The organism is Pseudomonas oryzihabitans (assembly GCF_006384975.1).
Classification (GTDB): domain Bacteria; phylum Pseudomonadota; class Gammaproteobacteria; order Pseudomonadales; family Pseudomonadaceae; genus Chryseomonas; species Chryseomonas psychrotolerans_B.
On the sequence record NZ_CP021645.1, the window covers coordinates 2415907 to 2439634 of the forward strand.

Below are 23728 nucleotides of genomic sequence, written 5' to 3' on the forward strand. Positions count from 1 at the left end.
AGGCCTTTTTCAACGAAGCATCACCGAGCGCAGGCAGTTTTCGTACAGAACCGAGGCACAGTCTAGCATCGCCTATTACCTTGCTCGCCAACGCCCGTACCCGCTAGGCTCTGGACCTTGTCCTCTCGCGTACCCTTGCATGCGTTCAGCTGATCGGCCCTCCCTTCGCGCCCGGTACCGCCTTGCCGGCCTGCGCCTGAGCGCCGCCGTCTTCGCCCTCGCCTTGTCCTGCGCCGCTCCGGCCCAACAGGAGCCGCTGTCCTGCCCATTGCCGCCGCAGTCGGATAGCGGCCCGGCGAGCCTACGGCTGACCCACCAGGCGCTCGATAGCCAGGCGGCGCGCCAGATCGTCATGCAACTGGCCAAGGCCAGCGGAGAAGGCGCCGAGCCCCTGGCCCTCGCCACGGCCTACCTGCAGCACTTCGGCAGCCAGGTGCACCACGAGCCCCCTGCGCAACTCGACGCGCTGCCTCCTAAGGGCGTACTGCTCTGGCTGGCCGGTAATTCGCCGCTTGCGGACGCTCAGGCGCAGCAACTACTGGACTGGGTGGCGGCGGGAGGACATCTGGTGGCGATAGCGGACGACAGTACCCTCGCCCTGAGCGCCACCCTCGGCGTACGGCCAATGCCCACTCGCGAACTGGGGAGCGTCCCGCAACCGATCATGGCGCTGCCGCTCTGGCCGAGTCTGACGCAACTCTATCTGGCCGAGGACGATGCCCCGGCCTACCTGGGCTTCGACGACAGTCGTCATCTCTATGATGTCGGCGATCAGGCGGTGGCCTGGGCCAGCAGCGCCAGCGCGACCCATATGCTCTTGCTGCCCTGGGGCGAAGGCAGCGTGACGCTGCTGTCGGATACCGAGCTCTGGAACAATGCCCACCTCCCCCAGTACGACAATGCCTGGCTGCTGTGGTACCTGACCCAGGGCGCGCCGGTCGCGATCATCGCGCCGCTGCCGCCGGTGCCCCTCTGGCAGCAGGCGCTGCAGCGCTTCGGCCTGGCAGCTGGCCTGTCGCTACTGGCCCTGTTCATCTGGCATTGGCATAGCCAGGGTTCCCCTCTCCCCCGGTGGCGGGCGCGCAAGGAGCACTGGCCAGACCTGATCGCCGTCTTGCAACGCGATATCCTGCGAGAATTGCAACGGCAACGACCGGAATTCGCCCAACAGGGCGTCGCCGAGCGCTGGCAGTACCTTGCCCGCCTGAGTGGCCTGACCACCCGCCTGGTGGGCGAGGCCATGCGGCCCTACCCCGCTCGTGCCTCGCGCAAGGCCTTCACCCGGCGCATTGCCCAGCTGCGACAGCTGCGCCTGGCCTTGCGCCCCCTATCCCCGAGGACTCCCGATGACCGACACCTCCCTTCCTGAAGGCAGCTCAGCGGACACCAGCGAAGCCGCTGTGAAAGCCCGCGCCCAGGCTCGGCTGCAGGCGCTGCGCCAGGCCCTGCTCAGGGTATTGCCGCAACAGGACGTTGTCGTGGACGGGCTGCTCGCTACCCTGCTGGCCGGCGGTCATCTGCTGCTCGAAGGCCCGCCCGGTGCAGGCAAGACCCTCCTGGCGCGGGCGCTGGCGGCCAGTCTGGAAGGCAGCTTCGGCCGCCTGCACTGTCATCCGGCGCAGTCCGCAGCCGAGGTGGCCGGCGAGATCGTCGTCGATGCCGGCAGCGAGAGTGCCCGTTTGCGCCGCGGTCCGCTGTTCAATCAGCTGATCCTGATCGAAGAGCTGCAGCGTGCGCCCGCCGTCATCCACAACCTACTGGGCGAGGCCTTGCAGGCACGTCAGCTCGTCCTGGAAGGTCGTAGCGTGCCGCTGCCCGCCCCCTTCATGGTGATCGCCACCCGTGCGGCGGGCAGCGATCTGCCCTTGACCCTGCGTGATCGCTTCCTGACCCAGCTACGCCTGGAGTGGCCGACGGAAAGCCAGGAGCTCGCCGCCTTGCGCCAGACCTTGCCGCAGGGTCATGCCGACCCGCTGGAGGCCGCGGCGCTGAAACCCCTGTTGCATGCTCGTGACCTGCCACCGCTACAACGCCTGGTGACGGGACTGCCGGCAGCGGAGCCGGTGCTGGATTATTGCCTGCGGCTGACTCGCCTGACGCGGGAATGGCCCGCCTTCGAACAGGGCGCCGGACCGCGCGCGGGTCAGGCGTTGGTTCGGCTCGCCCAAGCACTGGCCTTCCTGCGCGGCAGCGATGGCGTTGGCGTGGAAGAGGTGCGCAGCGTGCTGCCGGGCGTGCTGCGACCGCGTCTGCGCCTGACACCCGAGCGGGAATTCGAAGGCGACAGCCTCGATGGCCAGATTCTCAAACTGCTGGGACAGTGTCCGGCACCGCGCGCATGATCCCGAGTCGTCGCCTTGCGCTGCTCCTGACTGGCCTGGCGCTGGTCAGCCTGCTGCTGGGCCTGATCGCCCCGCCTATCTGGCAGGCATTGCCCGCTGCCGGTGGTGCGCTGCTGCTGGCGCTGGCGGTGCTCGAGCGTCTAGGTTCCAAGTGGCGCTGGCCCGGCCTCTGGCAGCACCCGCCACGGCCCAGCATCACGCCCCGTGCCCAGCGCAGCTCAGCCACCCTGCACCTGCTGCTCGACTGCCAGGCTCCAGCAGGCCGCATCCCTTGGCAACAGGATCGCGACCAGGCCCTGGGCTTCCTGCGCAGCCTGGCAGCCGGCGGCAACGCCGTCCGGCTGTATGGCTTCGCGCCCGAGTTGCGCCTGCTGGCGGCCAGCGTACCCGGTCAGCCCTTGATCCTGCCCAAGCTGACCGTTGGCACCCATGGCGAACTCAAGCTGGCCCTGGCGCGGCTCTGTCTGCAGGCCAGCCCTGGCAGTGTCATCGTGGTGATGGCGCCCATGACCGAGGAGATGCTGGACGGACTCGCCCGACTGGACCGCGTCCGACGCGGGCTGGACCTTTGGCTGGTCGACACCTCGCTGAGAATCATCCAGGAGCCGGCGCAGATCAGCGGCTGGCGCAGCGCCCAAGGCTACGCCGAGGCCTGGCGGGCGCGGCTACGCAGCGACCGGCTGGCCGCGCGCCTAGAACGATTGGGTATTCACTGGCTACCGGCCAGAGCTACGACGGACCTCCAGACTCGCCTGCGGCAACTCTGGGCAGAGCAAAGCGCCGGTCAGATCGCTGACTGAGACAGTTTGCCGAAGGTGAAATAGTGCTGCAGGACGCCGATCAACTCGGCGAATTCGACCGGTGGCTCGACGACGCTGAAACCGGAGTCGTAGTTGCCCGGTGTCACGTCTTCGTGACTCCACTGGCAGCGAGCATCGAAATCGATGAAGTGCAACTGGCCATCCTGCCCTGGAATCTTCAACCGCAGCTCGAAACGCGCATTCACCAGCATGGGCAATTGGCTGATCATCAGCAGTCCCTCGCGGGAAATGTTGCCGATGTAGCCCATGGGCTTGTCGGTGAAGCGGTTGAATACCTTCAGGTAGTAAGGCAGCTGGTGGCGCTCGATACGACGATTCTGAGTCATGGTGCGTTCATCCTGCACACGGTAAAGCCACTTTACCGACAACGTCCTGGAAAGCTCAGCGCTGCGGTAGTTTTCGCACCGGTTGGGGCGTCGCAACGGCCATTCCGCCATCTAGCCCCATTTGGCGCAGGGTGTCCAGTCGAGCCTGGGCTCGATAGGCATATTCACTGCCCGGATAACGGGCCTGGATGAAACGATAGGTCTGGGCGGCGTCCGCGTACAGCTGCTGCTGCTCCAGGCATTGGCCGCGCAGCATGGAGAACTCCGGCTGCAGCCAGGGCCGCGCCCGTCCCTTGCGCTCGGCCTGGGAGATCTCCAGCAGGGCGTTGGTACAATCACCCTCGGCATAGGATTTATAGGCGGCGTCGAGATAGGAATTCATCGAAACGCTGGTACAGCCGGTCAGGCCGACGAGCAGGCACAGGTAGAGATAAGGGCGCATGAAAAGTCCTCCTGTTCGCTAGATCGGCTCCGGGGCTGGCTTCTTGAGGCCAGACGACCACTGGTGTGACAGAGCTGCGAAAAGCCGTCATGTGCTGGCCACGCGAGAGCGCTACAATGAGCTGCGCTCCGTGTTCTACGTCGACTCGGCGCTGAGGCGTCGACTCATGGTTGCAATCCGCTAAAGGAAAGACTGCATGATTTATCGCCGTACCAAGATCGTCGCCACCCTAGGCCCGGCCAGCAATTCTCCGGAAGTCCTCGAGCAGCTCATCATCGCCGGTATCGACGTCGCCCGGCTGAACTTCTCGCATGGCACGCCCGACGAGCACCGGGCCCGTGGTCAGCTGGTACGGGATCTCGCCGCCAAGCACGGCCGCCACGTCGCCCTGCTCGGCGACCTTCAGGGTCCGAAGATCCGCATCGCCAAGTTCGTCAACAAGCGTATCGAACTCAAGGTCGGCGATCCCTTCCGCCTGTCCATCGCCCATCCGCGCACCGAAGGCACCGAGGAAGTGGTCGGCATCGACTATCCGGGCCTGGTCGCCGACTGCCGCGTGGGTGACGAACTGCTGCTGGACGACGGCCGCGTCGTGCTGCGTGTGGAAGGCGTGACCGCCAGTGAACTGCACTGCACCACCCTGATCGGCGGTCCGCTGTCCGACCACAAGGGTATCAACCGTCGTGGCGGCGGTCTCACCGCGCCGGCGCTGACCGACAAGGACCGCGAAGACATCAAGCTGGCCGCCTCCATGGAGGTCGACTACCTGGCCGTGTCCTTCCCGCGTGATGCCGAAGACATGAACGAAGCCCGGCGCCTGATGGAAGCGGCGGGCGGCAAGTCCTGGCTGGTGGCCAAGATCGAGCGCGCCGAAGCCGTGGCCAACGACGAAGCCCTGGACGGCCTGATCCAGGCCAGCGATGCCGTCATGGTGGCCCGTGGCGACCTCGGCGTGGAAATCGGCGACGCCGAGCTGGTGGGCATCCAGAAGCGCATCATTTCCCACGCGCGCCGCCTCAACAAGGCGGTGATCACCGCGACCCAGATGATGGAGTCGATGATCAGCAGCCCCATGCCGACCCGTGCGGAAGTCTCCGACGTGGCCAACGCCGTGCTGGACAACACCGACGCCGTGATGCTCTCCGCCGAGAGCGCCGCCGGCCAGTACCCGGTCGAGGCGGTCAAGGCCATGGCCCGCGTCTGCGTCGGCGCCGAAAAGCAGCCCACCAGCAAGCTGTCCAGCCATCGCCTGGGCCAGACCTTCACCCGTTGGGACGAGAGTATCGCCCTGGCCTCCATCTACGTGGCCAACCACTTCCCCGGCGTGAAGGCCATCATCAGCCTGACCGACACCGGATACACCCCGCTGATCATGTCGCGCCTGCGCTCCTCGGTACCGATCTTCTCCTTCGCCTCCAGCCGCGCCACCCAGGCGCGCACCGCGCTGTTCCGCAACGTGCACACCATTCCCTTCGACCCGACCACCATGCCGGCGAACAAGGTGAGCCAGGCAGCGGTGGACGAGCTGCTCAAGCGCGGTATCGTCGAGCACGGTGACTGGGTCATCCTGACCAAGGGCGACAGCTACACCAAGCGTGATGGCACCAACACCATGAAGATGTACCGCGTGGGCGACCTGCTGGTCTGACCCTAGTACCGGCCGCTGGCCGGTGCCAAATGAAAGCCCCGCGCAGGTGACTGTGCGGGGCTTTTTCATGGGCGGAAAAAAGCGGTGAGCCCGACTGCGGATCAGCCGCTGCCGAAGGCGAGATAGGCCAGATGCAGGGCAGCGGCGCTCACGACGCCCAGGCTGCAGACGATCAGAATGAGGCGCTGCAGCGAGCGCAAGCGACCTTCCCGTCGCTCCTGCAGTCGGGTGGCGTCGATCAGGGCTAGGCTGGCCAAAGGTTGTTCACGCATCGTCTCGCTCCTGTCTTTCTTAAATGCACTATATTCTCATTCTCAAATGAGTCAAGGGAGTCGGACGAGCATTGGTCAGACTGTGGCAGAATAGGCGGTTTGGTACGAACAGCCTGGGTGAACGATGGCGTTACGTTTCGAACGGCTCAAGTGGCAGGACTGGAAAGGCACCTTCACGGAGCGCAACTACGAGCGCGGCCGGCGGCTGGCGCTCGATGGCTTGGTGCGCATCCACTCGGCGGCCAATGGCCAGCTCTATGCCGAATGCAGCAGCCCGGCCGGCCCCGCCTATCGCCAGGCGATCAGCCTGCGCCCGGGCGAAACCGCCTGGCGCGTCCATGCCCGCTGTACCTGCCCGGTCGGCCGCAATTGCAAGCATGCCGCCGCCGCGCTCATCGAACTCGAACGCCTGCAACGCGCTGAGACCGAACTGCCCACCGCACCCGTCGTCAGCCCGGAGTTGCCGCAACCGGTCCTGACCCTCGGCAGCCATACCCAAATCGACTACGACCGCCACATCGGCAAGATGAGACCCACCGTCCGCCATCGCGCCGCCTTGGCTTTTCTGTACGGCAAGCGCCGCCTCTTCGGCCCACCACCCCGGCACCCGGACGGCGACTATCCCGCCCGGCAATTGCAGGCCGAACAACGCTGGCGGCAGATGCTGCTCGATTTCGGCCTACGCCTGGCCACCCGGCGCAGCGCCGCCTTGCCGGAAGAATGCGGCGAGATGTTCGAGCTGCCCGACGATCCCGCCTGGCTCAGATTCGTCCAGCAAGGACTGCCGACCCTGCGCGACGCCGGCTGGCAGATCGACGCCCAACCCGAGTTCACCTTCGACCTGACTCCGGTCGAAGGCTGGTACGGTCAACTCGAAGAAGTCGAGGACAAGGGTAGCGCCAGCGGCCTCTTCGACGTCGAGCTGGGTATCCGCCTGGGTCAGCGCCGCGTCAGTCTAATCCCCTTGCTGATCGAAGCCATCCGCCGCGAGCCCTCCCAATACGAGCCTACGATGCTGGCCAAGCGCGCCGACGACGAACCCGTGCTGCTGCGCATCGATCCGCCACGCCTGGCGGGCCAGCATGGCCGCGCGCAAAGGGTCGCCGTGCCCCTGGGTCGTTTGAAGCCGATCCTGCAGATACTGGGCGAACTCTATGCGACGACCGGCCTCGCCCAGGATCGTGCCCTACGCCTGCCCCGACTCGATGCCGCGCGCCTGGCGGAGCTGGACGAGCGCCTGCCGCTGGAATGGGAAGGCGGTGAGCGGCTCAGGAGTTTCGCCGAGCGCCTGCGCAGCTACGCGGCCGAACCGGTGGTATTGCCGGATACCCTGCACGCCGAACTGCGCCCCTACCAACGCGAAGGCGTGGCCTGGCTGCAGGCCCTGCGTGAGCTGGAGGTCGGCGGCATCCTCGCCGACGACATGGGCCTGGGCAAGACCCTGCAGACCCTGGCGCACATCCTCGTCGAGCAGGCAGCCGGGCGCCTGACCGCCCCGGCGCTGATCGTCATGCCGACCAGCCTGATTCCCAACTGGCAGGACGAGATCGCCCGCTTCGCCCCTGGCCTGCGCGTCCTCACCCTCCAGGGCAGTGCGCGCAGCAGTCGCTTCGAGCGCATTCCCGAACACGACGTGGTGCTCACCACCTATGCCCTGCTGCCCAGGGACGCGGAGCGCCTGGCCGACTACGACTTCCACCTGCAGGTACTGGACGAAGCCCAGTCGATCAAGAACGCCGCCACCAAGGCCGCCCAGGCGGCGCGTCATCTGCGCGCTCGCCATCGCCTCTGCCTGACCGGTACGCCGCTGGAAAACCACCTGGGCGAACTCTGGTCGCAATTCCACTTCCTCATGCCGGGCTGGCTGGGCGACGAGAAAAGCTTCAAGCAGCACTATCGTATCCCCGTCGAGCGCGAGGGTGATGTCCAGCGCCTGGCGGCGCTCAAGGCGCGGGTACGCCCCTTCATGCTGCGCCGCACCAAGCAACGGGTCGCCAGCGAATTGCCGCCCAAGACCGAGATCGTCCAGTTGGTCGAACTCAGCACGGCGCAGCGCGAACGCTACGAAACCCTGCGCCTGCTACTGGACGAGCGGGTTCGGGCGGAGATCGCTCGCCAGGGCATTGGCCGCAGCCAGTTGCTGATCCTCGATGCCCTGCTGCGCCTGCGCCAGGTCTGTTGCGATCTGCGCCTGGTGCCCAGTGAAGACGACACCGTGGCCAAGCCCTCGGCGAAACTGGCCGCGCTGAACGAAAGACTCGACGCCCTGCTGCCAGGCGGCAGCCGGGTACTGGTGTTCTCCCAGTTCACCAGCATGCTCGACCTGATCGCGGCGGACCTCGATCAGCGTGGCATCGAGTACGTCACCCTCACCGGCGAGACGCGCGACCGCCGCACCCCGGTGCAGCGTTTCCAGAACGGCGAGGTACCGGTGTTCCTGCTCAGCCTCAAGGCCGGCGGCAGCGGCCTCAACCTGACCGCCGCGGACACCGTGATCCACTTCGACCCCTGGTGGAATCCCGCCGCCGAACAACAGGCCAGCGACCGCGCCTACCGCATCGGCCAGGATCGTCCGGTGTTCGTCTACAAGCTGATCGCCCGAGGCACCCTGGAAGAGCGCATCCAGCAACTCCAGCAGGAAAAGGCCCGGTTGAGCGCTGGCATCCTCAGCGAGAACGCCGGCGATTGGCGCCTGACCGAAAGCGACCTGGCCCAGCTGCTGGCGCCCCTGGATCGTTAGGCCAGTGCTGGGAAGCAGGCGTCCGGCTGGGCTGGGCGGCCTGCCTCTCGCGGATCATCGAGGGAACTGTCCAGGCCGCAAACCCCTATCAGGCCAGGGTGCATGCTGGCGGAAGCGGCTATCGGCAGGCACCCTGCCTTGACCGCCACAGCTGGAAGGTTGGCTTCTGGCGCCTGACTCACACCGCTCGCCTGGCACCCCGTTCTATTTTTCTCCCGCGCTATCCCCTACGACATCTCCCGTCGCATCGATCGCCTTGCTGGAGGGAAATTTGTTCGAGGCAACCCTGACCGCCAGCACCGAGAGCGACAGCAGAAAGATCCCACCACAGAGATACAATAGGCCGACGTCCGGTGGCCGGTGATGCGATACATCACCGATCAGATAGCGGGTCAGCGCGGTAATGGCGATATAGAGCAAAAACCGGATCGGCAGGTGGTTGGTCTTGAAGTAGATGCCGACCATGGCACCCAGCTCCAGATAGATGAAGAGCAGGAGAATGTCATCGATACTCGCCTGGCCTTTGTCGAACATCTCCATGAAGGCCATCACCGAGGCCCAGGCCGTGGCCGCGCCGATGGCGAACAAACCGCAATAGTGGAAACCTTCCACCATCAGGTTGCCGAGCGAATTCGCGCCATCATGCATTCGTTTGCGACTGCCATCTGCCCACTTCATGCCGGGTCGCTCCATCCAGCCACCCTGCGATCACCGAGCAGGCCATCGGCCAGTTGCTGCATAAGCTCATGCAGTCGTTCGCTCAAAGACTCGTCCATGCTGGAAACTCCCATTCGTCAGGTTGCTCTGGCACCAGGGCCAACCGCTCTTATAGCGAGAAGCCGGGCGCAGGGCCAGCGCGCTACTGTCGCAGACTGGACGATCAGGCGTCGAAAGGCTACAACCTGAGGAAAAGCCCCGAGGGCCTGGAGTCTACCGTGGAGCCGCGTCTCGCCTGCCTCGCCTGCCTGGACCGGCCCGATCCCCGGCTGCTGGAAGCCGCCCTCTGGATCGCTGCCGAACATCATCGCGACATCGATCCTCCCGCCCTGCTGCACTCGCTGGACGATCTGGCGCTGCGCTTGCACGCCACCCTGGACGGCGACGCCAGCCATTCGGAGCGTGCCCAACAATTGTTACGGCAGTTGTGCGAGGCCGGCTTTCGTGCCGCCGAATGGCCGCTGCGCCCCAGCGCCGCCTTGCTCGATGAGGTCCTGGAGCGCCGGCGTGGCCAACCCCTGTCCATCGCCCTGGTGGCGCTGGAACTCGCCCGACGGCTGGAGCTGGATCTGCAGGGCATAGGCTTTCCCGGTCATTTCCTGCTACGCGTCCCCGGCGCCGATCATCTGCTGGAACCCTTCGGCGGGCGACGGCTGTACATGAACGATTGCCGCCAGCTCCTGGTGGATCAATTCGGCCCCACGGCGCGCTTGCAAGCCACGCACCTGGCCCCGCTCGCCCCGCGGCAAATGATGCAGCGTCTCTCGCGCAACCTGCGCGAATTGCATCGCCAGAGCGACCAGCCCCTGGCCGCGCTCAAGGACGCCCAGCGCGTCATCGAGCTCGGGGCGGTGGCTGTCGCCGATCACCTGGCCCGTGCCGATCTCTATCGCCAGCTAGAGTGTCCCCAGGCCGAACGCTACGACCTGCAGCACGCCCTACTACTCAGTGAGGACGACGCCGAGCGCGACCAGCTGCGGCGGCGCCTGGAGCGTCTCGGCACGCCTGCCACCACGCTGCACTAGCCGCGCAGCAACCAGAGCACCAGTTGGGCGCCCAACAGATTGCTCAGGCCGGCCAGCACCATGACCAGCCCGGCCACGGTGCCTTCCTCCAGACCGACCTCGTAGGCCTTGCTGGTACCGACGCCATGGGCGCCCATGCCGAACAGGGCGCCACGCGCCAGGGCGGATTTCAGCGGCAACAGCTTGATCAACAGGCTGCCGAGGATGGCACCACCCAGTCCGGTGATCATCACGAAGGCCGCCGTCAGCTCGGGTACGCCGCCAACATTGGCGGACATCGGCATGGCGAAGGGCGTGCTGATGGAGCGCGGCAACATGGACAGCAGCACCCGGTCATCGAGCAAGAACAGCCGGGCCAGCAACCAGGAACTGCCGATGGCGACACCACTGCCAACAACCAGCCCTGCCAGCAAGGCCTGCCAGTAGCGCGCCAGGAGCCGGCGCTGTTGCCAGATGGGCACGGCGAAGGCCACCGTCGCCGGCCCCAGCAGCATGATCAGCCAGCGGCTGTAGTGGGCGTATTGCGCATAGCTCACCTGCTGCCAGAGGGTCGTGGCATAGAGCAGCACCGTGACGAAGATGATCGGACTGACCAAGTACCAACGCAGTCGGGCATAGAGCAGGCGACTCACCACGTAGCCGGCCACCGTCAGCAACAGCCAGAAGAGTCCGGGCAGATCAAGCATCGCGACGTCCTCGACGGCGGAACATGAAGTCCACGGTCAGGGCGGTGGCCACCATGGTCAGCACGGTGCTGAGCAGGATGGCCAGCAGGATACGCACGCCCTCCTGGCGCAACAGCGGCCCGTAGTCGAGCAGACTCAGCAGGGCCGGAATGAAGAACAGCAGCATCTCACCCAGCAGCAGGCGCACCCCGTTCTGCAACCACTCCGGCTCGACGATACGGGCGGCCAGCAGTAGCAGCAGCATGGCAAGGCCCACTACACCACCTGGTACCGGCCAGGCGAAGTAGTTCGCCAGCAGTGTACCCAGTCCCCACAGCGCGCCCAGCGCGCACAGCTCCAGAGCCAGGCGCAGATATCTATTCACCCAGGGCTCCATCTCTGAACAATCAACCAGCTTGCAAGAATACCCAGGCTGGTTGGACGAAGACAGTGACCCGGAGACACAGTGCGGACTCAGGCAGGTAAAAGACCCTTGCTTACGATGAAACGTCCTTCGCCAACGCAGCCATGACTTCATCGATCCAGGGCGCGGCCTCTTCGTCCGGCGTCACCGTCTCGCTGGCATCGATCCGCCGTATGGGCAGCAGCTCGCGCAGCCCCAGTTCGGCGAACAACTCCTGCATCAGCTCGCCACCCCCGCAGTAGGTGTCGCCATAGCTGGAATCCCCCAACGCCAACACCGCGCCAGGCCGGCCCCGCCACGGCGGCAGACGATCGCGCAATTGAAAATACAGCGGCTCCAGATTGGCGGGCAGTTCGCCCATGCCGGTGGTCGAGGTAATGGCCAGCAGGGCATCCGGCGCAAAGGCCTCCAGATTGCCGAGTTCGGCATTCGGCTGGAGCCAGACCTCATGCCCCGCCGCCGTCAGACGCGTCTTCACCTGCCGCGCGATATCTTCCGCGGTGCCATATACAGAGCCATTCAACAGTGCGACTTTCATGCAGACCTCAAGCAGTGACGGCCGATCAGTATGCCTCGAACGACCCACACTTTGGCGTTTGCGGAATCCTTGAAACGACAGGCTCTGCCACGGGGTCTCAAGGCTTGTTATGCTAGCGCCGCCTGCTACCCCAGGCGTTTCCGCCACCTGCCCGCCTACCCGGCTGGCGTGACGGCGTCCGGCCTATCCGGCCCGATCGCCCGGAGTCAATGCATGAATCAGCCTGTTACCCTCATGGTCGCGCGGCGCGTCGCGGCCGGCCAATACGATGCCTTCCTGGTCTGGCTACGCGAAGGCGAAGCCCTGGCGACCAGTTATCCCGGCTATCTCGGCTCGGGTGTCCTGACCCCGCCACCGGGTGACAACCTGGTGCAAATCATCTTTCGCTTCGCCTGTCCGCAAACCCTCGACGCCTGGGAACACTCGGAGACGCGACGCCACTGGCTGGAGCGTGGCCAAGGCCTGTTCGAAGCGCCCCAGGCGCGACGTGCCCAGGGCATGGACGACTGGTTCGGTGCCGGCGTGCAAGCCCCGCCGCGCTGGAAGCAGAGCATCGCCGTCTGGCTGGCCTTCTTTCCCATCTCGCTGCTGTTCAATGCCGCCTTCGGTGACTACCTCGCGCATCTGCCGCTGCTGCCGCGCATCCTGCTGAGCACCCTGATCCTCACGCCGGTGATGGTCTGCGTCTTCATTCCATTGATCACCCGCGCGCTCAAGGGCTGGCTGCACAGCGCCTCGTCCAGGGCCGAGGAGCTCAGAGGCAGCGCCCGCTAGACGTAACGGATCGGCCTGCTTCCCGACGAGTCGAATGCGTACAATACGCACGGCCAGCTCCCTGGCCGTTTCGCTCTCAAGGATCGGGTACCCTCATGTCTGCAGCCCTTCCCCTTCTGGTAACCGGCGCCAATCGCCGCGTTGGCTTAGCCCTCACCCGTCGCCTTCTGGCGGAAGGCCAGCCGGTCATCGCGGTCTACCGCGACGATCCGGGTCCGTTGTGCGAGCTGGAGATCGAGGCCTATCAGGTCGATCTGGCCGAGGAACAGCAGCGCGACATCCTGTTGCAACAACTCCATGAACGCCATGGGGCACTGCGCGGGGTGATTCACAACGCCTCGGTCTGGGCGGAAGATGGCCTGGACAATCTGCGCCTGCTCTATCGCCTGCACCTGGAAGCGCCCTACCATCTCAACCTGGGCCTACAGGACCTGCTGCTGGCTGCTCCGCGCGCCGACATCATCCACATCGGCGACGACAGCGCGACGCGTGGCAGCCGCAATCACATCGGTTACGCTGCCACCAAGGCTGCCCTGCACAACCTGACCCTGTCATTCGCCGAAGCCCTGGCGCCCACCGTCAGGGTCAACACCATCGCGCCGGGCCTGCTGATCTTCAAGGAAGGCGCCGACGAAGCCTATCGCCAGGCGACCCTGGACAAGGCTTTGCTGGATTTCGAACCCGGCGCCGATCCCATCGTGGATACCGTGCTCTATCTGCTGTCGACAGCCTATGCGACCGGCAGCACCTTCACCGTCAACGGCGGGCGCCACCTGCGCCATGGCCGTCGCTAGCCAAAGGAGTCACCCATGACCGAACAAGACCGTCTGGAACTGGAGGCTGCCGCCTTCCGCACCCTGGTCCAGCACCTGCGCAAGCGCACCGATGTACAGAATATCGACCTGATGAATCTCTCCGGCTTCTGCCGCAACTGCCTGTCCAAGTGGTACAAGGCCGCTGCCGACGAAAAGGGCCTGGAGCTGAGCCTGGATGACGCGCGCGAAGTCGTCTACGGCATGCCCTATGCCGATTGGAAGGCCCAGTACCAGACCGAGGCCTCTCCCGCCCAGGCCGCTGCCTTCCAGGAGAAGCAGCCCAAATGAGCGACCTGTCCAACTTCCGTACCAGCCTGGCCAGCGGTAACCACGCCTTTGCCGACACCCTGGCGTTCGTGGCCGAGCATTACCACTACCAGCCGACCGCCTTTCACAACGGTGGCGTGGAAAACGCCGCCGGCCAGAACGAGGGCTCATGCAAGACCCTGGGCCTGGCCAAGCTCGAAGGCCTGAGCGATCAGGAAGCCCTGCTGGCCTTCGGCGAGCATTATCGCAGTGTGCTGGAGACCCCTGCAGGCAGCGATCACGCCAATATCCGTGCGCTCATGGCCAAGGGCCTAGCAGCCGTGCACTTCCAGGGAGAGCCCCTGAGTCGTCGCTGAGCGATCTTGCGCGCATAAAAAAGCCCTGCATTTGCAGGGCTTTTTCTTGGAACCGGGCTCAGACGGCAGCCGCAGGTCTCATATAGGAAATGGGTGCCAGACCTGAGTCTTCGAAGGTCACCACTTCCCAGGCATCGCGATCGGCCAGCAGCGCACGCAGCAGGCGATTGTTCATGGCGTGACCGGACTTGTAGCCGCGGAATTCGCCAATGAGGCTCTTGCCGAGCAGATAGAGATCGCCGATGGCGTCGAGGATCTTGTGCTTGACGAATTCGTCCTCGTAGCGGAGACCGTCTTCGTTCATCACACCCTTCTCGTCCACCACGATGGCGTTGTCGACGCTGCCACCCAGGGCCAGGTTGTGCGAGCGCAGGAATTCCAGGTCGCGCATGAAGCCGAAGGTACGGGCACGACTGACTTCCTTGAGGAAGGAGGTGCTCGAGAAGTCCACCGAGGCTTTCTGAGTGCGGTTGCTGACCACCGGATGATCGAAATCGATTTCGAAGGTCACCTTGAAGCCATCGAAGGGCACGAAGGTAGCGCGCTTGTCACCGTCGACGACGCTCACTTCACGCTTGATACGGATGAACTGCTTGGCCGCTTCCTGCTCTTGCAGACCGGCGGACTGGATCAAGAAGACGAAGGGACCAGCGCTACCGTCCATGATCGGCACTTCGACTGCAGACAGCTCGACGTAGGCGTTGTCGATGCCCAGGCCGGCCATGGCAGACAGCAGGTGCTCAACGGTGCCGACCTTGACGCCGCTTTCGCTGAACAGGTTGGTCGACATGGTGGTTTCACCCACGTTCTCAGCCCAGGCCGGGATTTCCACGACCGGATCGAGATCGATGCGACGGAACACGATCCCCGTATCGACCGGAGCCGGCTTCAGGGTCAGGTATACCTTTTCCCCGGAGTGCAGGCCGACGCCAGTGGCGCGAATGGTGTTCTTGAGGGTGCGTTGTCTAATCATGCCAGGGCCGCTCGGTCGCAAGGTGCGAATGGTGGTCAACGAAATCGCGATGATAGCAGAAGCGAAAATCGATGCCCACTAATCACACCCGCGCTTGTGATATACCCGATCAATCAGCCTGACGACGCAGGAAAGCCGGGATGTCCAGGTAATCCAGATCGTCGTTGGGATTGACCTTGGTCGCCGCTGCCGAGCCGCCATGATTCTGGCTGCCACGACCAGAGCGCATCGAGGTCGGGTACTTGAGGTCGTCGTAATTGACCGGAGCCGGCTCTTGGCGAGCGGCGGCCAGGGTCTGGGCGGTGTTGTCCACCACCTTGACCGGCTTCTCGATGCGCGCACCCAAGCCGGTGGCGACCACGGTGACGTGCAGCTCGTCGCGCATTTCCGGATCGATGACCGCGCCGACCTTGACGGTGGCGTGCTCGGAGGCGAAGTCCTCGATGATCTCACCCACGGCGGCGTATTCGCCCAGGGACAGATCCAGGCCGGCGGTGATGTTGACCAGGATGCCACGCGCGCCGTGCAGGTTGACGTCTTCCAGCAGCGGGTTGCGGATGGCGGCTTCGGTGGCCTCACGCGCACGATTCGGGCCACTGGCGTGGCCGGTACCCATCATGGCCATGCCCATCTCGCCCATCACGGTCTTGACGTCGGCGAAGTCGACGTTCATCAGGCCGGGACGCTGCATGATGTCGGAGATACCGCGCACGGCACCGGCGAGGACGTCGTCGGCCTTGGCGAAGGCGGCCAGCAGGCTGGCGTCCTTGCCCAGAATGGTCAGCAGCTTCTCGTTGGGGATGGTGATCAGCGAGTCGACGCATTCGGACAGGGCGCGGATACCCTCATCGGCGACCTGCATGCGCTTGCGGCCTTCGAAGGGGAACGGACGGGTGACCACGGCGACGGTCAGGATACCCATTTCCTTGGCGACCTCGGCGATGATCGGTGCAGCACCGGTACCGGTGCCACCGCCCATACCAGTGGTGATGAAGACCATGTCGGCGCCTTCGAGGACTTCGGCGATGCGCTCACGATCTTCCATGGCCGCCTGACGGCCGATTTCCGGGTTGGTGCCAGCACCGAGACCCTTGGTGACGCCTGGGCCGAGTTGCAGCACGGTACGGGATGTGACGTTCTTCAGGGCCTGGGCGTCGGTATTTGCACAGATGAATTCGACGCCTTCAACACCGCTTTTGACCATGTGGTTGACGGCGTTACCACCGCCACCGCCCACGCCGATGACTTTGATCACGGCGCTTTGTGGAATGTTGTCTACGAGTTCGAACATGGTCCCCTCTCTTCCTTTCGGATAATTCGCCTACTGCCGCGGTTTAATTGTGAATTACAAATTGCCCTGGACCCAACGCTTCATGCGCTCCAGGACTGTGGATTTGGTTTCGTTGCTGTATCCGCCAGAAACAACCGGCAAGGGATCGGTCTGCTTTTGCAGGCCATAGAGCAACAGGCCGACGCCTGTGGAATAGATCGGGTTGCTGATCACGTCAGTCAGACCCTTGATCGTCTGGGGTACCCCCAGGCGTACCGGCATATGGAAAATCTCTTCCGCCAGCTCGACCGCGCCTTCCATCTTCGCGGTACCACCGGTGAGTACGATCCCCGCAGGGATCAGGTCCTCGTAACCACTGCGGCGCAATTCCGCTTGCACCAGTGTAAATAGCTCATCGTAACGGGGCTCGACCACTTCCGCGAGGGCCTGACGCGACAATTCTCGCGGCGGACGATCACCCACGCTGGGTACCTTGATGGTTTCACCCGGGCCAGCCAACTTCGCCAAAGCACAAGCATACCGAATCTTGATTTCTTCGGCATATTGCGTCGGGGTTCTCAAGGCCATGGCGATGTCATTTGTGACTTGGTCGCCAGCAATAGGTATCACTGCGGTATGGCGAATGGCGCCTTCGGTGAAGATGGCGATATCGGTAGTACCGCCGCCGATATCCACCAGGCAGACGCCCAACTCCTTTTCATCGTCGGTCAATACCGAATAGGCCGACGCCAATTGTTCGAGAATGATGTCGTCGACTTCCAGGCCGCAGCGTCTGACGCACTTCTCGATGTTCTGGGCGGCGTTGACGGCGCAGGTCACTACATGGACCTTGGCTTCCAGCCGCACACCCGACATGCCTAGCGGTTCGCGCACGCCTTCCTGGTTGTCGATCACGTAGTCCTGGGCCAGGGTGTGCAGCACGCGCTGGTCGGCGGGAATGGCCACCGCCTGGGCGGCATCGAGCACGCGCTCGATATCCGCCGGGCTCACTTCGCGGTCGCGAATCGCCACGATGCCATGGGAGTTCAGGCTGCGGATATGGTTGCCGGCGATGCCGACGAAGGCCGAATGGATTCGGCAACCGGCCATCAGCTGGGCTTCTTCGATGGCCCGCTGGATGGAGGCGACGGTGGATTCGATGTTGACCACCACGCCCTTCTTGAGCCCGCGCGACGGATGGGTGCCGATTCCGACGATCTCGATCCGACCATCGGAAGACACTTCGCCGACCAGAGCCACGACCTTGGAAGTGCCGATGTCGAGGCCGACGATCATCTTGCCGCTTTGCACGCTTGCCATAGTAAGAAACTTCTCCTCAATGCTTGGCCGGTTCGGTCACGGGGGTGGCGGCGACAGCGGGATCACGCCAGGCCACGGCCAGACCGTTCGGGTAGCGCAGATCGATCCGCGCGATATTGTCCATCTGGGGCTTGAGCACCTGATCGTACAGGCGCATGAAGCGCCGCATCTTTTCCACCAGTTGGTCACGACCGAACACCAGTTCCAGGCCTTGACCGGTGGTGAGGTACCAGCTGCCGCGCTCGTGCATTTCCAGGCGCGCCACGGTGAACCCGAGCGGCCGGAGCATCTGGCTGAACATCTGGTACTGCTGCATCACTTGCTGTTGCGCCCGCTTGGGCCCGTACAGCCGCGGTAGATTGTCATAGTTGGCCAGATCCTGCGGGGCAAAAGCCTCACCCTGGTTATTCAGCAGGGCCTCATCACCCCAGCGGGCGATGGGCATCTGCTCTTCCAGGCGGATGCTGATCTCGTCGGGCCAGACCCTGCGCACCTCGGCATGGGCGATCCAGGGCATGGTTTCCAGCTCGTGGCGCATGTCGGCCAGGTCGACCTGGAAGAAGGTGGTGCCCACGAACGGCGCGATGCGCTGCTGCACGGCCTGCTGGCTGATGTAGGACAGATCACCCTTGACGCTGACCTTGGCGATCGGCCGGTCGGCGTAGGGCAGCAGCTTCTGGGCGCCCTCATAGGTACCGAAGCCCAGGCCCAGCAGCAGGAACGGCCAGAGGATGCGCTTGAGCAGGCCCAGGCTCGGCCGCGGCAGGCGCGTCGATAATGGCTCTTCGGCGACCAGACGGCTGGCGCCGCGCGGTTCGACCTGGCGCGAACGACTGAACGGCTGGTTGTGACGTAGGGTGGCGACCAAGGTTCAGCCCTCCACGTGGACGCCGGCAACGGGGATCGTCGCCAGGCGATGGACTAGATGACGGCTCATGCCGAACTCCCGGCTGCGCTGGCAGCCCCGGCGAACAGCGGATGCTTGAGCAGTTGCGGCGCCAGGGCGCCGATGTCGCCCGCGCCCTGGCAGAGCAGGATGTCGCCGGGACGCAGCAGCGGCTTGACCAGCGGGGCGATGTTGGCGCCGCGCTCCACATAGATGGGATCGAGCTGGCCGCGCTGACGGATGCTGTGACAGAGCTGACGGCTGTCGGCGCCGGGGATGGGCTCCTCGCCCGCGGGGTAGACCTCCATCAGCAAGAGGACATTGGCATCGGCCAGGACCTGGACGAAATCTTCGTAGAGATCGCGGGTACGGCTGAAGCGGTGCGGCTGGTAGACCATCACCAGCCGGCGCTCGGGCCAGCCGCCACGCACGGCCTTGATCACCGCGGCGACTTCGCGCGGATGGTGGCCGTAGTCGTCCACCAGCATGACGCTGCCGCCGGCGACCGGCAGTTCGCCGTACACCTGGAAGCGCCGCCCTACCCCCTGGAAGCCGGACAGGCCGTTGAGGATGGCCTCGTCGCTGACGCCTTCATCGGTGGCGATGGCGATGGTGGCCAGGGCGTTGAGCACATTGTGCACGCCCGGCATGTTGACCGAGACCGCCAGCGGTGCACGGCCGTCACGCAGGACGGTGAAATAGGTGCGCATGCCTTCCTGGCGGATGTCCACGGCGCGCACATCGGCGTCTTCTGCGGTGCCGTAGGTGACGGTGGGCCGGGCGACCTGGGGAATGATCTCGCGCACCACCGGATCGTCGACGCAGAGCACCGCCAGGCCATAGAACGGCAGGTTGTGCAGGAAGTCGACGAAGGTACGCTTGAGCCGATTGAAGTCACCCTCGTAGGTGCTCATGTGGTCGGCGTCGATGTTGGTGACCACGGCCACCATCGGCTGCAGGTGCAGGAAGCTGGCGTCGCTCTCGTCGGCTTCGGCGACCAGATAGCGGCTGGTGCCGAGCTGGGCATTGGTGCCGGCGGCATTCAGCCGACCGCCGATGACGAAGGTGGGATCCAGCCCCTCGGCGGCGAACACCGAGGCGATCAGGCTGGTGGTGGTGGTCTTGCCATGGGTGCCGGCGACGGCGATGCCGTGGCGATAGCGCATCAGCTCGGCGAGCATCTCGGCGCGGGGGACTACCGGAATGCGCTGCTCGAGGGCGGCGGAGACCTCGGGGTTGGATCTGTTGATGGCACTGGATACCACCAGCACGTCGACCTGATCCAGGTTCTCGGCGCGATGGCCGATGTAGATGCGCGCACCGAATTGCTGCAGGCGCGCGGTCACCGCGGACTCTTTGAGGTCCGAACCCGAGACTTCATAGCCCAGGTTCAGCAGCACCTCGGCGATACCGCACATGCCGACCCCGCCGATGCCGACGAAATGGATGCGCCGGATGCTGCGCATACGCCGAACTTCGGCCTGAATGGCGCTTTGCGACTTAACCACGGGCGACCTCCAGACAGGCGTCCACTACCGCACGGGTAGCGTCGGGTTTGGCCAGGGCACGGCTGCGGGTGGCCATGTCGGCAAGACGTTCGGGATGCATCAGGACCTCGGTAAGCTGCGCGGCGAGATCCGCCGGGCGGGTGGAGTGTTGGGGCAGCACCACGCCGGCACCGGCTCGCTCCAGGAAGCGGGCGTTGCTGGTCTGGTGGTCGTCGATGGCGTGGGGCAAGGGAATCAGCAACGCCGGCAGACCGGTGGCGGTGAGTTCGGCCACGGTCAGGGCGCCGGCCCGGCAGATCACCAGATCGGCCCAGGCGTAGGCGGCGGCCATATCGGCGATGAAAGGCTGGACATCGGCCTCCACGGCGGCGTTGGCATAACGCTCGGCGGTCACCTCGGCATGCTGGCGCCCGGCCTGATGGCGTACCTGCGGCCGCAGACCGGCCGGCAGTTGGGCCAGGGCTTCGGGCAGGAGCTTGTTGAGCGGCTCGGCACCCAGGCTGCCACCCAGCACCAGCAGGTTGGCAGCACGTTCGTCCAGCGGCGCGCGGGTCACCGGGGCGAAGAGTTCGGCCCGCACCGGATTGCCGGTGGACAGGCGCTTGGCCGAGGCCGGGAAGGTTTCGGCGAAGCCTTCGCAGACGCGGGCGGCCAGGGGCACCAGCATGCGGTTGGCGGTGCCGGCATAGGCGTTCTGCTCGTGGATCACCAGCGGGATGTTGCACAGCTTGGCCGCCAGGCCACCGGGACCGGTGACGAAGCCGCCAAGGCCCAGCACGCAGACCGGCTTGAGCCGGTGCATGAGGCCGACGGCCTGCAGCAGCGCGCCGCTGAGTTGCAGCGGTGCCTTCACCAGAGAACGCACGCCCTTGCCGCGCAAGCCGGTGACCTGGATGTGATGCAGGGGGATGCCGGCCTTGGGCACCACGTCGTTCTCGATGCCGCGCGGGGTACCCAGCCAGTGGACGGTATAGCCGCGGGCTTCGAATTCACGCGCGCAGGCCAGCGCGGGGAAGACGTGCCCCCCGGTGCCGCCGGCCATGATCAGGACATTAGCGGACATCGGCGAAGTCCTCCTCGCTGAATTCCACATCCTCGGTATCGACCAGGGTTCGTCGCTCCCACTCGATGCGCAGCAGCAAGCCCATGCTCACGCAGCAGATCACCAGGGAACTGCCGCCATAGCTGAGGAAGGGCAGCGTCAGACCCTTGGTGGGCAGCAGGCCGACGTTCACGCCGATGTTGATCAGGAACTGACCGATCCACAGCATCGACAAGCCGTAGGCCACATAGGCCGAGAAGAATTGCTTGGACTGCTCCGCCCAGTGACCGATGAACAGGCCACGCACGCAGACGAAGAGAAACAGGCCGACGGTGGCCATGGCGCCGATCAGGCCCAGCTCCTCGGCCAGCACGGCGAAAAGGAAGTCGGTGTGGGCCTCGGGCAGGTAGAACTGCTTCTGGATGCTGTTGCCCAGGCCGAGACCGGTCCAGCCGCCACGACCGAAGGCGATCAGCGCCTGGGTCAACTGGTAGCCGGAGCCGAACTGGTCGGCCCAGGGATCGGTGAAGGTGATCAGCCGCTGCATCCGGTAGGACTGGGTCTGCACCAGCACGAATACCGCCAGCACCGCGAGGGCGACCATCAGCAGGAAGCGGAACAGGCCGACACCACCCAGGAACAGCATGGCGCCGGCGGCGCCCATCATCACCACGGTGGCGCCGAAGTCGGGCTCGCGCAGCAGCAGCATGGCCATGGGCAGCAGCACGATGAACGGCTTGAAGAAGCCCGCCCAAGTATGGCGCACCTCGTGCTGACGACGGACCAGATAACCGGCCAGATAAAGCACCACGAAGACCTTGGCGATCTCCGAAGGCTGCACGTTGAAGAAGCCGAAGCCGATCCAGCGCAAGGAACCGTTCACCTCGCGGCCGATGCCGGGCACCAGCACCGCCACCAGCAGCAGGAAGGCGATGATCAGCAGCGGAAAGCCGAAGCGCTGCCAGGTGGCCATGGGGATCATCATGACCACGCCACAGGAGACGAAGCCGATGGCCAGATAGATCAGGTGGCGGTACATGAAGTACAGCGGATTGCCGGACTGGGCAGCGGCGACTTCGGACGAGGCCGAGGTCACCATCACCAGGCCGAGGCCGAGCAGCAACAGGCAACCGGCGAGCAGCGGAAAGTCCAGGTCGATGCCGTGGCGGCTGGCCAGCGGCGAGGGATAGGGACGCAGGAAGCTGAGGATCATGACAGCTCTCCCACGGCCTGGGCGAACAGCCGTCCGCGCTCTTCGAAATTGCGGAACATGTCGAGGCTGGCGCAGGCCGGCGACAACAGCACGGCATCGCCCGGCTGGGCCAGGGCGCGACTCTCGCGCACGGCGTCTTCCAGGGTGGCGACACGCACCTGTTGAACGGTCGGCGGCAGGATCTCGGCGATCCGCTCGGCGTCACGGCCCAGCAGCACCACGGCGCGGCAGTGACGAGCGATGGGCTCGCGCAGGGCGCTGAAGTCGGCGCCCTTGCCGTCGCCACCGGCGATCAGCACCAGTTGGCCGGCGATGTCGTCGCCCAGGCCTTCCACGGCAGCCAGGGCCGCGCCGACATTGGTTGCCTTGGAATCGTTGTAATAGTTGACGCCCGCCACCTCGCCCACCCACTGGCAGCGGTGTTCGAGACCGGGGAAGGCACGCAGGGCATCCAGCATGGGTTCCAGCGGCAAGCCGGCAGCCTGGCCCAGGGCCAGTGCGGCCAGGGCATTGCTGTGGTTGTGGGTGCCGCGGATCTTCAATTCCTCGACATCCAAGAGGTTGTCGAAGGCCAGCGCCAAATAGCGGCGGCCCTCCTCCTCGCGAATGCCGAAGACACGGAAATCGGGACGTCCCAGGCCAAAGGTCAGGCAGGGCACGCCATCGGCGATCAACGGACGGGAGAGCGGATCATCGCGATTGACCACCACCTGGCGGGCACCACGGAAGATACGGTGCTTGGCCTGATGATAGGCCGGCATGCCGGTATAGCGATCCATGTGGTCTTCGCTGACGTTGAGGACCGTGGCCACCTCAGCGTTCAGGCGCTCACAGGTTTCCAGCTGGAAGCTCGACAGCTCCAGGACATAGAGCTCGACATCATCGGCCAGCAGATCCAGCGCCGGGGTACCGAGATTACCGCCCACGGCCACGCGCTTGCCGGCGCGCAGGGCCATGTCGCCGACCAGGGTGGTGACGGTGCTCTTGGCGTTGGAGCCGGTGATGGCGACGATGGGCGCCTTGGCGTGGCGGACAAACAGGTCGATATCCCCCGACAACCGTACGCCACGAGCCGCGGCCTCTTGCAGCGCAGGCGTTTCCAGGGCCAGACCGGGGCTCACGTAGATTTCCGCCGCGCGGGCGAGGAAGTCGGCATCCAGCTCACCGCAACGCACCTCGACCTGGGGATACTGGGTCCGCAGCGTCGCAAGCTCCGGCGGCTGTTCCCGCGTATCGGCCACGGCAAAGGGCACGCCGCGGCGCGCGAGGAAGCGCACCAGCGACATGCCACTCTTGCCGAGGCCGACGACGATACGGAACTGGTCGGAAGCGATGAGCACTGCG

At 65.1% G+C, this 23728-nt stretch carries 25 protein-coding genes; 10 read left to right on the plus strand and 15 right to left on the minus strand.

Translation table 11 applies throughout. From position 1 onward, the window contains the following. Window positions 1-139 precede the first annotated feature (139 nt). From CCZ28_RS10710 to CCZ28_RS10720, 3 genes are read left to right on the plus strand one after another with little or no spacing between them, the layout of a single operon-like run. Window positions 140-1369: a DUF4350 domain-containing protein gene (locus CCZ28_RS10710; protein ID WP_140217904.1), complete on the plus strand. Its 1230-nt coding sequence runs from the start codon at window positions 140-142 to the stop codon at window positions 1367-1369. After that, complete coding sequence (locus tag CCZ28_RS10715; RefSeq protein ID WP_140217906.1) at window positions 1347-2342, plus strand: AAA family ATPase; 996 nt, start codon at window positions 1347-1349, stop codon at window positions 2340-2342. The genes CCZ28_RS10710 and CCZ28_RS10715 overlap by 23 nt, the downstream gene beginning before the upstream one ends. Continuing rightward, a complete protein-coding gene (locus CCZ28_RS10720) occupies window positions 2339-3142 on the plus strand; it encodes a hypothetical protein (protein ID WP_240795258.1) in 804 nt (267 codons plus the stop codon). Before CCZ28_RS10715 ends, CCZ28_RS10720 begins: the two co-directional genes overlap by 4 nt. Here the strand turns inward: CCZ28_RS10720 and CCZ28_RS10725 are convergent. Together CCZ28_RS10725 and CCZ28_RS10730 are read right to left on the minus strand one after the other, a co-directional pair. Further along, entirely contained in the window at window positions 3127-3489 is a 363-nt protein-coding gene (locus CCZ28_RS10725) for a PilZ domain-containing protein (RefSeq protein ID WP_058763602.1), read from the minus strand. The two genes, CCZ28_RS10720 and CCZ28_RS10725, sit on opposite strands and share 16 nt — an antisense overlap. A 55-nt stretch (window positions 3490-3544) precedes the next feature. Next, window positions 3545-3931 carry a tetratricopeptide repeat protein gene (locus CCZ28_RS10730; RefSeq protein WP_140217910.1) on the minus strand — a complete coding sequence of 129 codons (387 nt, stop codon included), beginning with the start codon at window positions 3929-3931 and terminating at the stop codon, window positions 3545-3547. Window positions 3932-4127: 196 nt separating this feature from the next. Here CCZ28_RS10730 and pyk point away from each other — a divergent pair, with 196 nt between their 5' ends. Then, window positions 4128-5579 carry a pyruvate kinase gene (gene pyk, locus CCZ28_RS10735; protein WP_140217912.1) on the plus strand — a complete coding sequence of 484 codons (1452 nt, stop codon included), beginning with the start codon at window positions 4128-4130 and terminating at the stop codon, window positions 5577-5579. Window positions 5580-5680: 101 nt separating this feature from the next. Here the strand turns inward: pyk and CCZ28_RS24435 are convergent, their stop codons facing one another. Continuing rightward, on the minus strand, window positions 5681-5851 hold the full coding sequence (locus CCZ28_RS24435; protein ID WP_167371447.1) for a hypothetical protein: 171 nt from the start codon (window positions 5849-5851) through the stop codon (window positions 5681-5683). 124 nt (window positions 5852-5975) lie between these two features. Between CCZ28_RS24435 and CCZ28_RS10740 the strand changes: the two genes are divergently transcribed. Beyond that, complete coding sequence (locus CCZ28_RS10740) at window positions 5976-8591, plus strand: DEAD/DEAH box helicase (RefSeq protein ID WP_140217914.1); 2616 nt, start codon at window positions 5976-5978, stop codon at window positions 8589-8591. A gap of 204 nt (window positions 8592-8795) precedes the next feature. On the opposite strand, the gene CCZ28_RS10745 is transcribed toward CCZ28_RS10740, so the two are convergent. Next, window positions 8796-9269 (minus strand): phosphate-starvation-inducible protein PsiE, encoded by a 474-nt coding sequence (locus CCZ28_RS10745; protein WP_140217916.1) that lies wholly within the window; start codon window positions 9267-9269, stop codon window positions 8796-8798. A 257-nt stretch (window positions 9270-9526) separates the two neighbouring features. Here CCZ28_RS10745 and CCZ28_RS10750 point away from each other — a divergent pair, with 257 nt between their 5' ends. Beyond that, a complete protein-coding gene (locus tag CCZ28_RS10750; protein ID WP_140217918.1) occupies window positions 9527-10333 on the plus strand; it encodes a SirB1 family protein in 807 nt (268 codons plus the stop codon). Here the strand turns inward: CCZ28_RS10750 and CCZ28_RS10755 are convergent. The 3 genes from CCZ28_RS10755 to CCZ28_RS10765 all read right to left on the minus strand — a co-directional run bounded on the left by CCZ28_RS10755 (window position 10330) and on the right by CCZ28_RS10765 (window position 11960). Further along, window positions 10330-11019: an LrgB family protein gene (locus CCZ28_RS10755; RefSeq protein WP_140217920.1), complete on the minus strand. Its 690-nt coding sequence runs from the start codon at window positions 11017-11019 to the stop codon at window positions 10330-10332. The genes CCZ28_RS10750 and CCZ28_RS10755 overlap by 4 nt on opposite strands. Next, on the minus strand, window positions 11012-11395 hold the full coding sequence (locus CCZ28_RS10760; protein ID WP_058773692.1) for a CidA/LrgA family protein: 384 nt from the start codon (window positions 11393-11395) through the stop codon (window positions 11012-11014). The genes CCZ28_RS10755 and CCZ28_RS10760 overlap by 8 nt, the downstream gene beginning before the upstream one ends. Before the next feature lie 100 nt (window positions 11396-11495). Then, window positions 11496-11960 (minus strand): flavodoxin, encoded by a 465-nt coding sequence (locus CCZ28_RS10765; RefSeq protein ID WP_140217922.1) that lies wholly within the window; start codon window positions 11958-11960, stop codon window positions 11496-11498. A gap of 213 nt (window positions 11961-12173) precedes the next feature. Here CCZ28_RS10765 and CCZ28_RS10770 point away from each other — a divergent pair, with 213 nt between their 5' ends. The 4 genes from CCZ28_RS10770 (at window position 12174) to CCZ28_RS10785 (ending at window position 14172) form a co-directional block, all read left to right on the plus strand. Next, the gene (locus tag CCZ28_RS10770; RefSeq protein ID WP_140217924.1) at window positions 12174-12734 is read left to right on the plus strand and encodes an antibiotic biosynthesis monooxygenase; all 561 of its coding nucleotides are present in this window, start codon (window positions 12174-12176) and stop codon (window positions 12732-12734) included. A gap of 95 nt (window positions 12735-12829) precedes the next feature. Next, window positions 12830-13528, plus strand: coding sequence for a dihydromonapterin reductase (gene folM / locus CCZ28_RS10775; protein WP_140217926.1), 699 nt, complete (start codon window positions 12830-12832; stop codon window positions 13526-13528). A gap of 15 nt (window positions 13529-13543) precedes the next feature. Then, window positions 13544-13837, plus strand: coding sequence for a DUF1244 domain-containing protein (locus CCZ28_RS10780; RefSeq protein ID WP_140217928.1), 294 nt, complete (start codon window positions 13544-13546; stop codon window positions 13835-13837). After that, entirely contained in the window at window positions 13834-14172 is a 339-nt protein-coding gene (locus CCZ28_RS10785; RefSeq protein WP_140217930.1) for a HopJ type III effector protein, read from the plus strand. Before CCZ28_RS10780 ends, CCZ28_RS10785 begins: the two co-directional genes overlap by 4 nt. A gap of 58 nt (window positions 14173-14230) precedes the next feature. On the opposite strand, the gene lpxC is transcribed toward CCZ28_RS10785, so the two are convergent. The 8 genes from lpxC to murD all read right to left on the minus strand — a co-directional run bounded on the left by lpxC (window position 14231) and on the right by murD (window position 23724). After that, window positions 14231-15145 carry a UDP-3-O-acyl-N-acetylglucosamine deacetylase gene (gene lpxC, locus CCZ28_RS10790; RefSeq protein ID WP_140217932.1) on the minus strand — a complete coding sequence of 305 codons (915 nt, stop codon included), beginning with the start codon at window positions 15143-15145 and terminating at the stop codon, window positions 14231-14233. 109 nt (window positions 15146-15254) lie between these two features. Then, on the minus strand, window positions 15255-16436 hold the full coding sequence (gene ftsZ / locus CCZ28_RS10795; protein ID WP_058763627.1) for a cell division protein FtsZ: 1182 nt from the start codon (window positions 16434-16436) through the stop codon (window positions 15255-15257). Between the two features lie 54 nt (window positions 16437-16490). Further along, window positions 16491-17735 (minus strand): cell division protein FtsA, encoded by a 1245-nt coding sequence (gene ftsA / locus CCZ28_RS10800; RefSeq protein ID WP_140217934.1) that lies wholly within the window; start codon window positions 17733-17735, stop codon window positions 16491-16493. Window positions 17736-17751: 16 nt separating this feature from the next. Continuing rightward, window positions 17752-18603: a cell division protein FtsQ/DivIB gene (locus CCZ28_RS10805; protein WP_058763631.1), complete on the minus strand. Its 852-nt coding sequence runs from the start codon at window positions 18601-18603 to the stop codon at window positions 17752-17754. Between the two features lie 65 nt (window positions 18604-18668). Beyond that, window positions 18669-20087: a UDP-N-acetylmuramate--L-alanine ligase gene (gene murC, locus CCZ28_RS10810; protein ID WP_240795285.1), complete on the minus strand. Its 1419-nt coding sequence runs from the start codon at window positions 20085-20087 to the stop codon at window positions 18669-18671. 34 nt (window positions 20088-20121) lie between these two features. Further along, entirely contained in the window at window positions 20122-21192 is a 1071-nt protein-coding gene (gene murG / locus CCZ28_RS10815) for an undecaprenyldiphospho-muramoylpentapeptide beta-N-acetylglucosaminyltransferase (protein ID WP_140217938.1), read from the minus strand. Beyond that, window positions 21182-22381, minus strand: coding sequence for a putative lipid II flippase FtsW (ftsW, locus tag CCZ28_RS10820; RefSeq protein WP_140221324.1), 1200 nt, complete (start codon window positions 22379-22381; stop codon window positions 21182-21184). Before ftsW ends, murG begins: the two co-directional genes overlap by 11 nt. Continuing rightward, window positions 22381-23724, minus strand: coding sequence for a UDP-N-acetylmuramoyl-L-alanine--D-glutamate ligase (gene murD, locus CCZ28_RS10825; RefSeq protein WP_140217940.1), 1344 nt, complete (start codon window positions 23722-23724; stop codon window positions 22381-22383). The genes ftsW and murD overlap by 1 nt, the downstream gene beginning before the upstream one ends. Window positions 23725-23728: the final 4 nt, after the last annotated feature.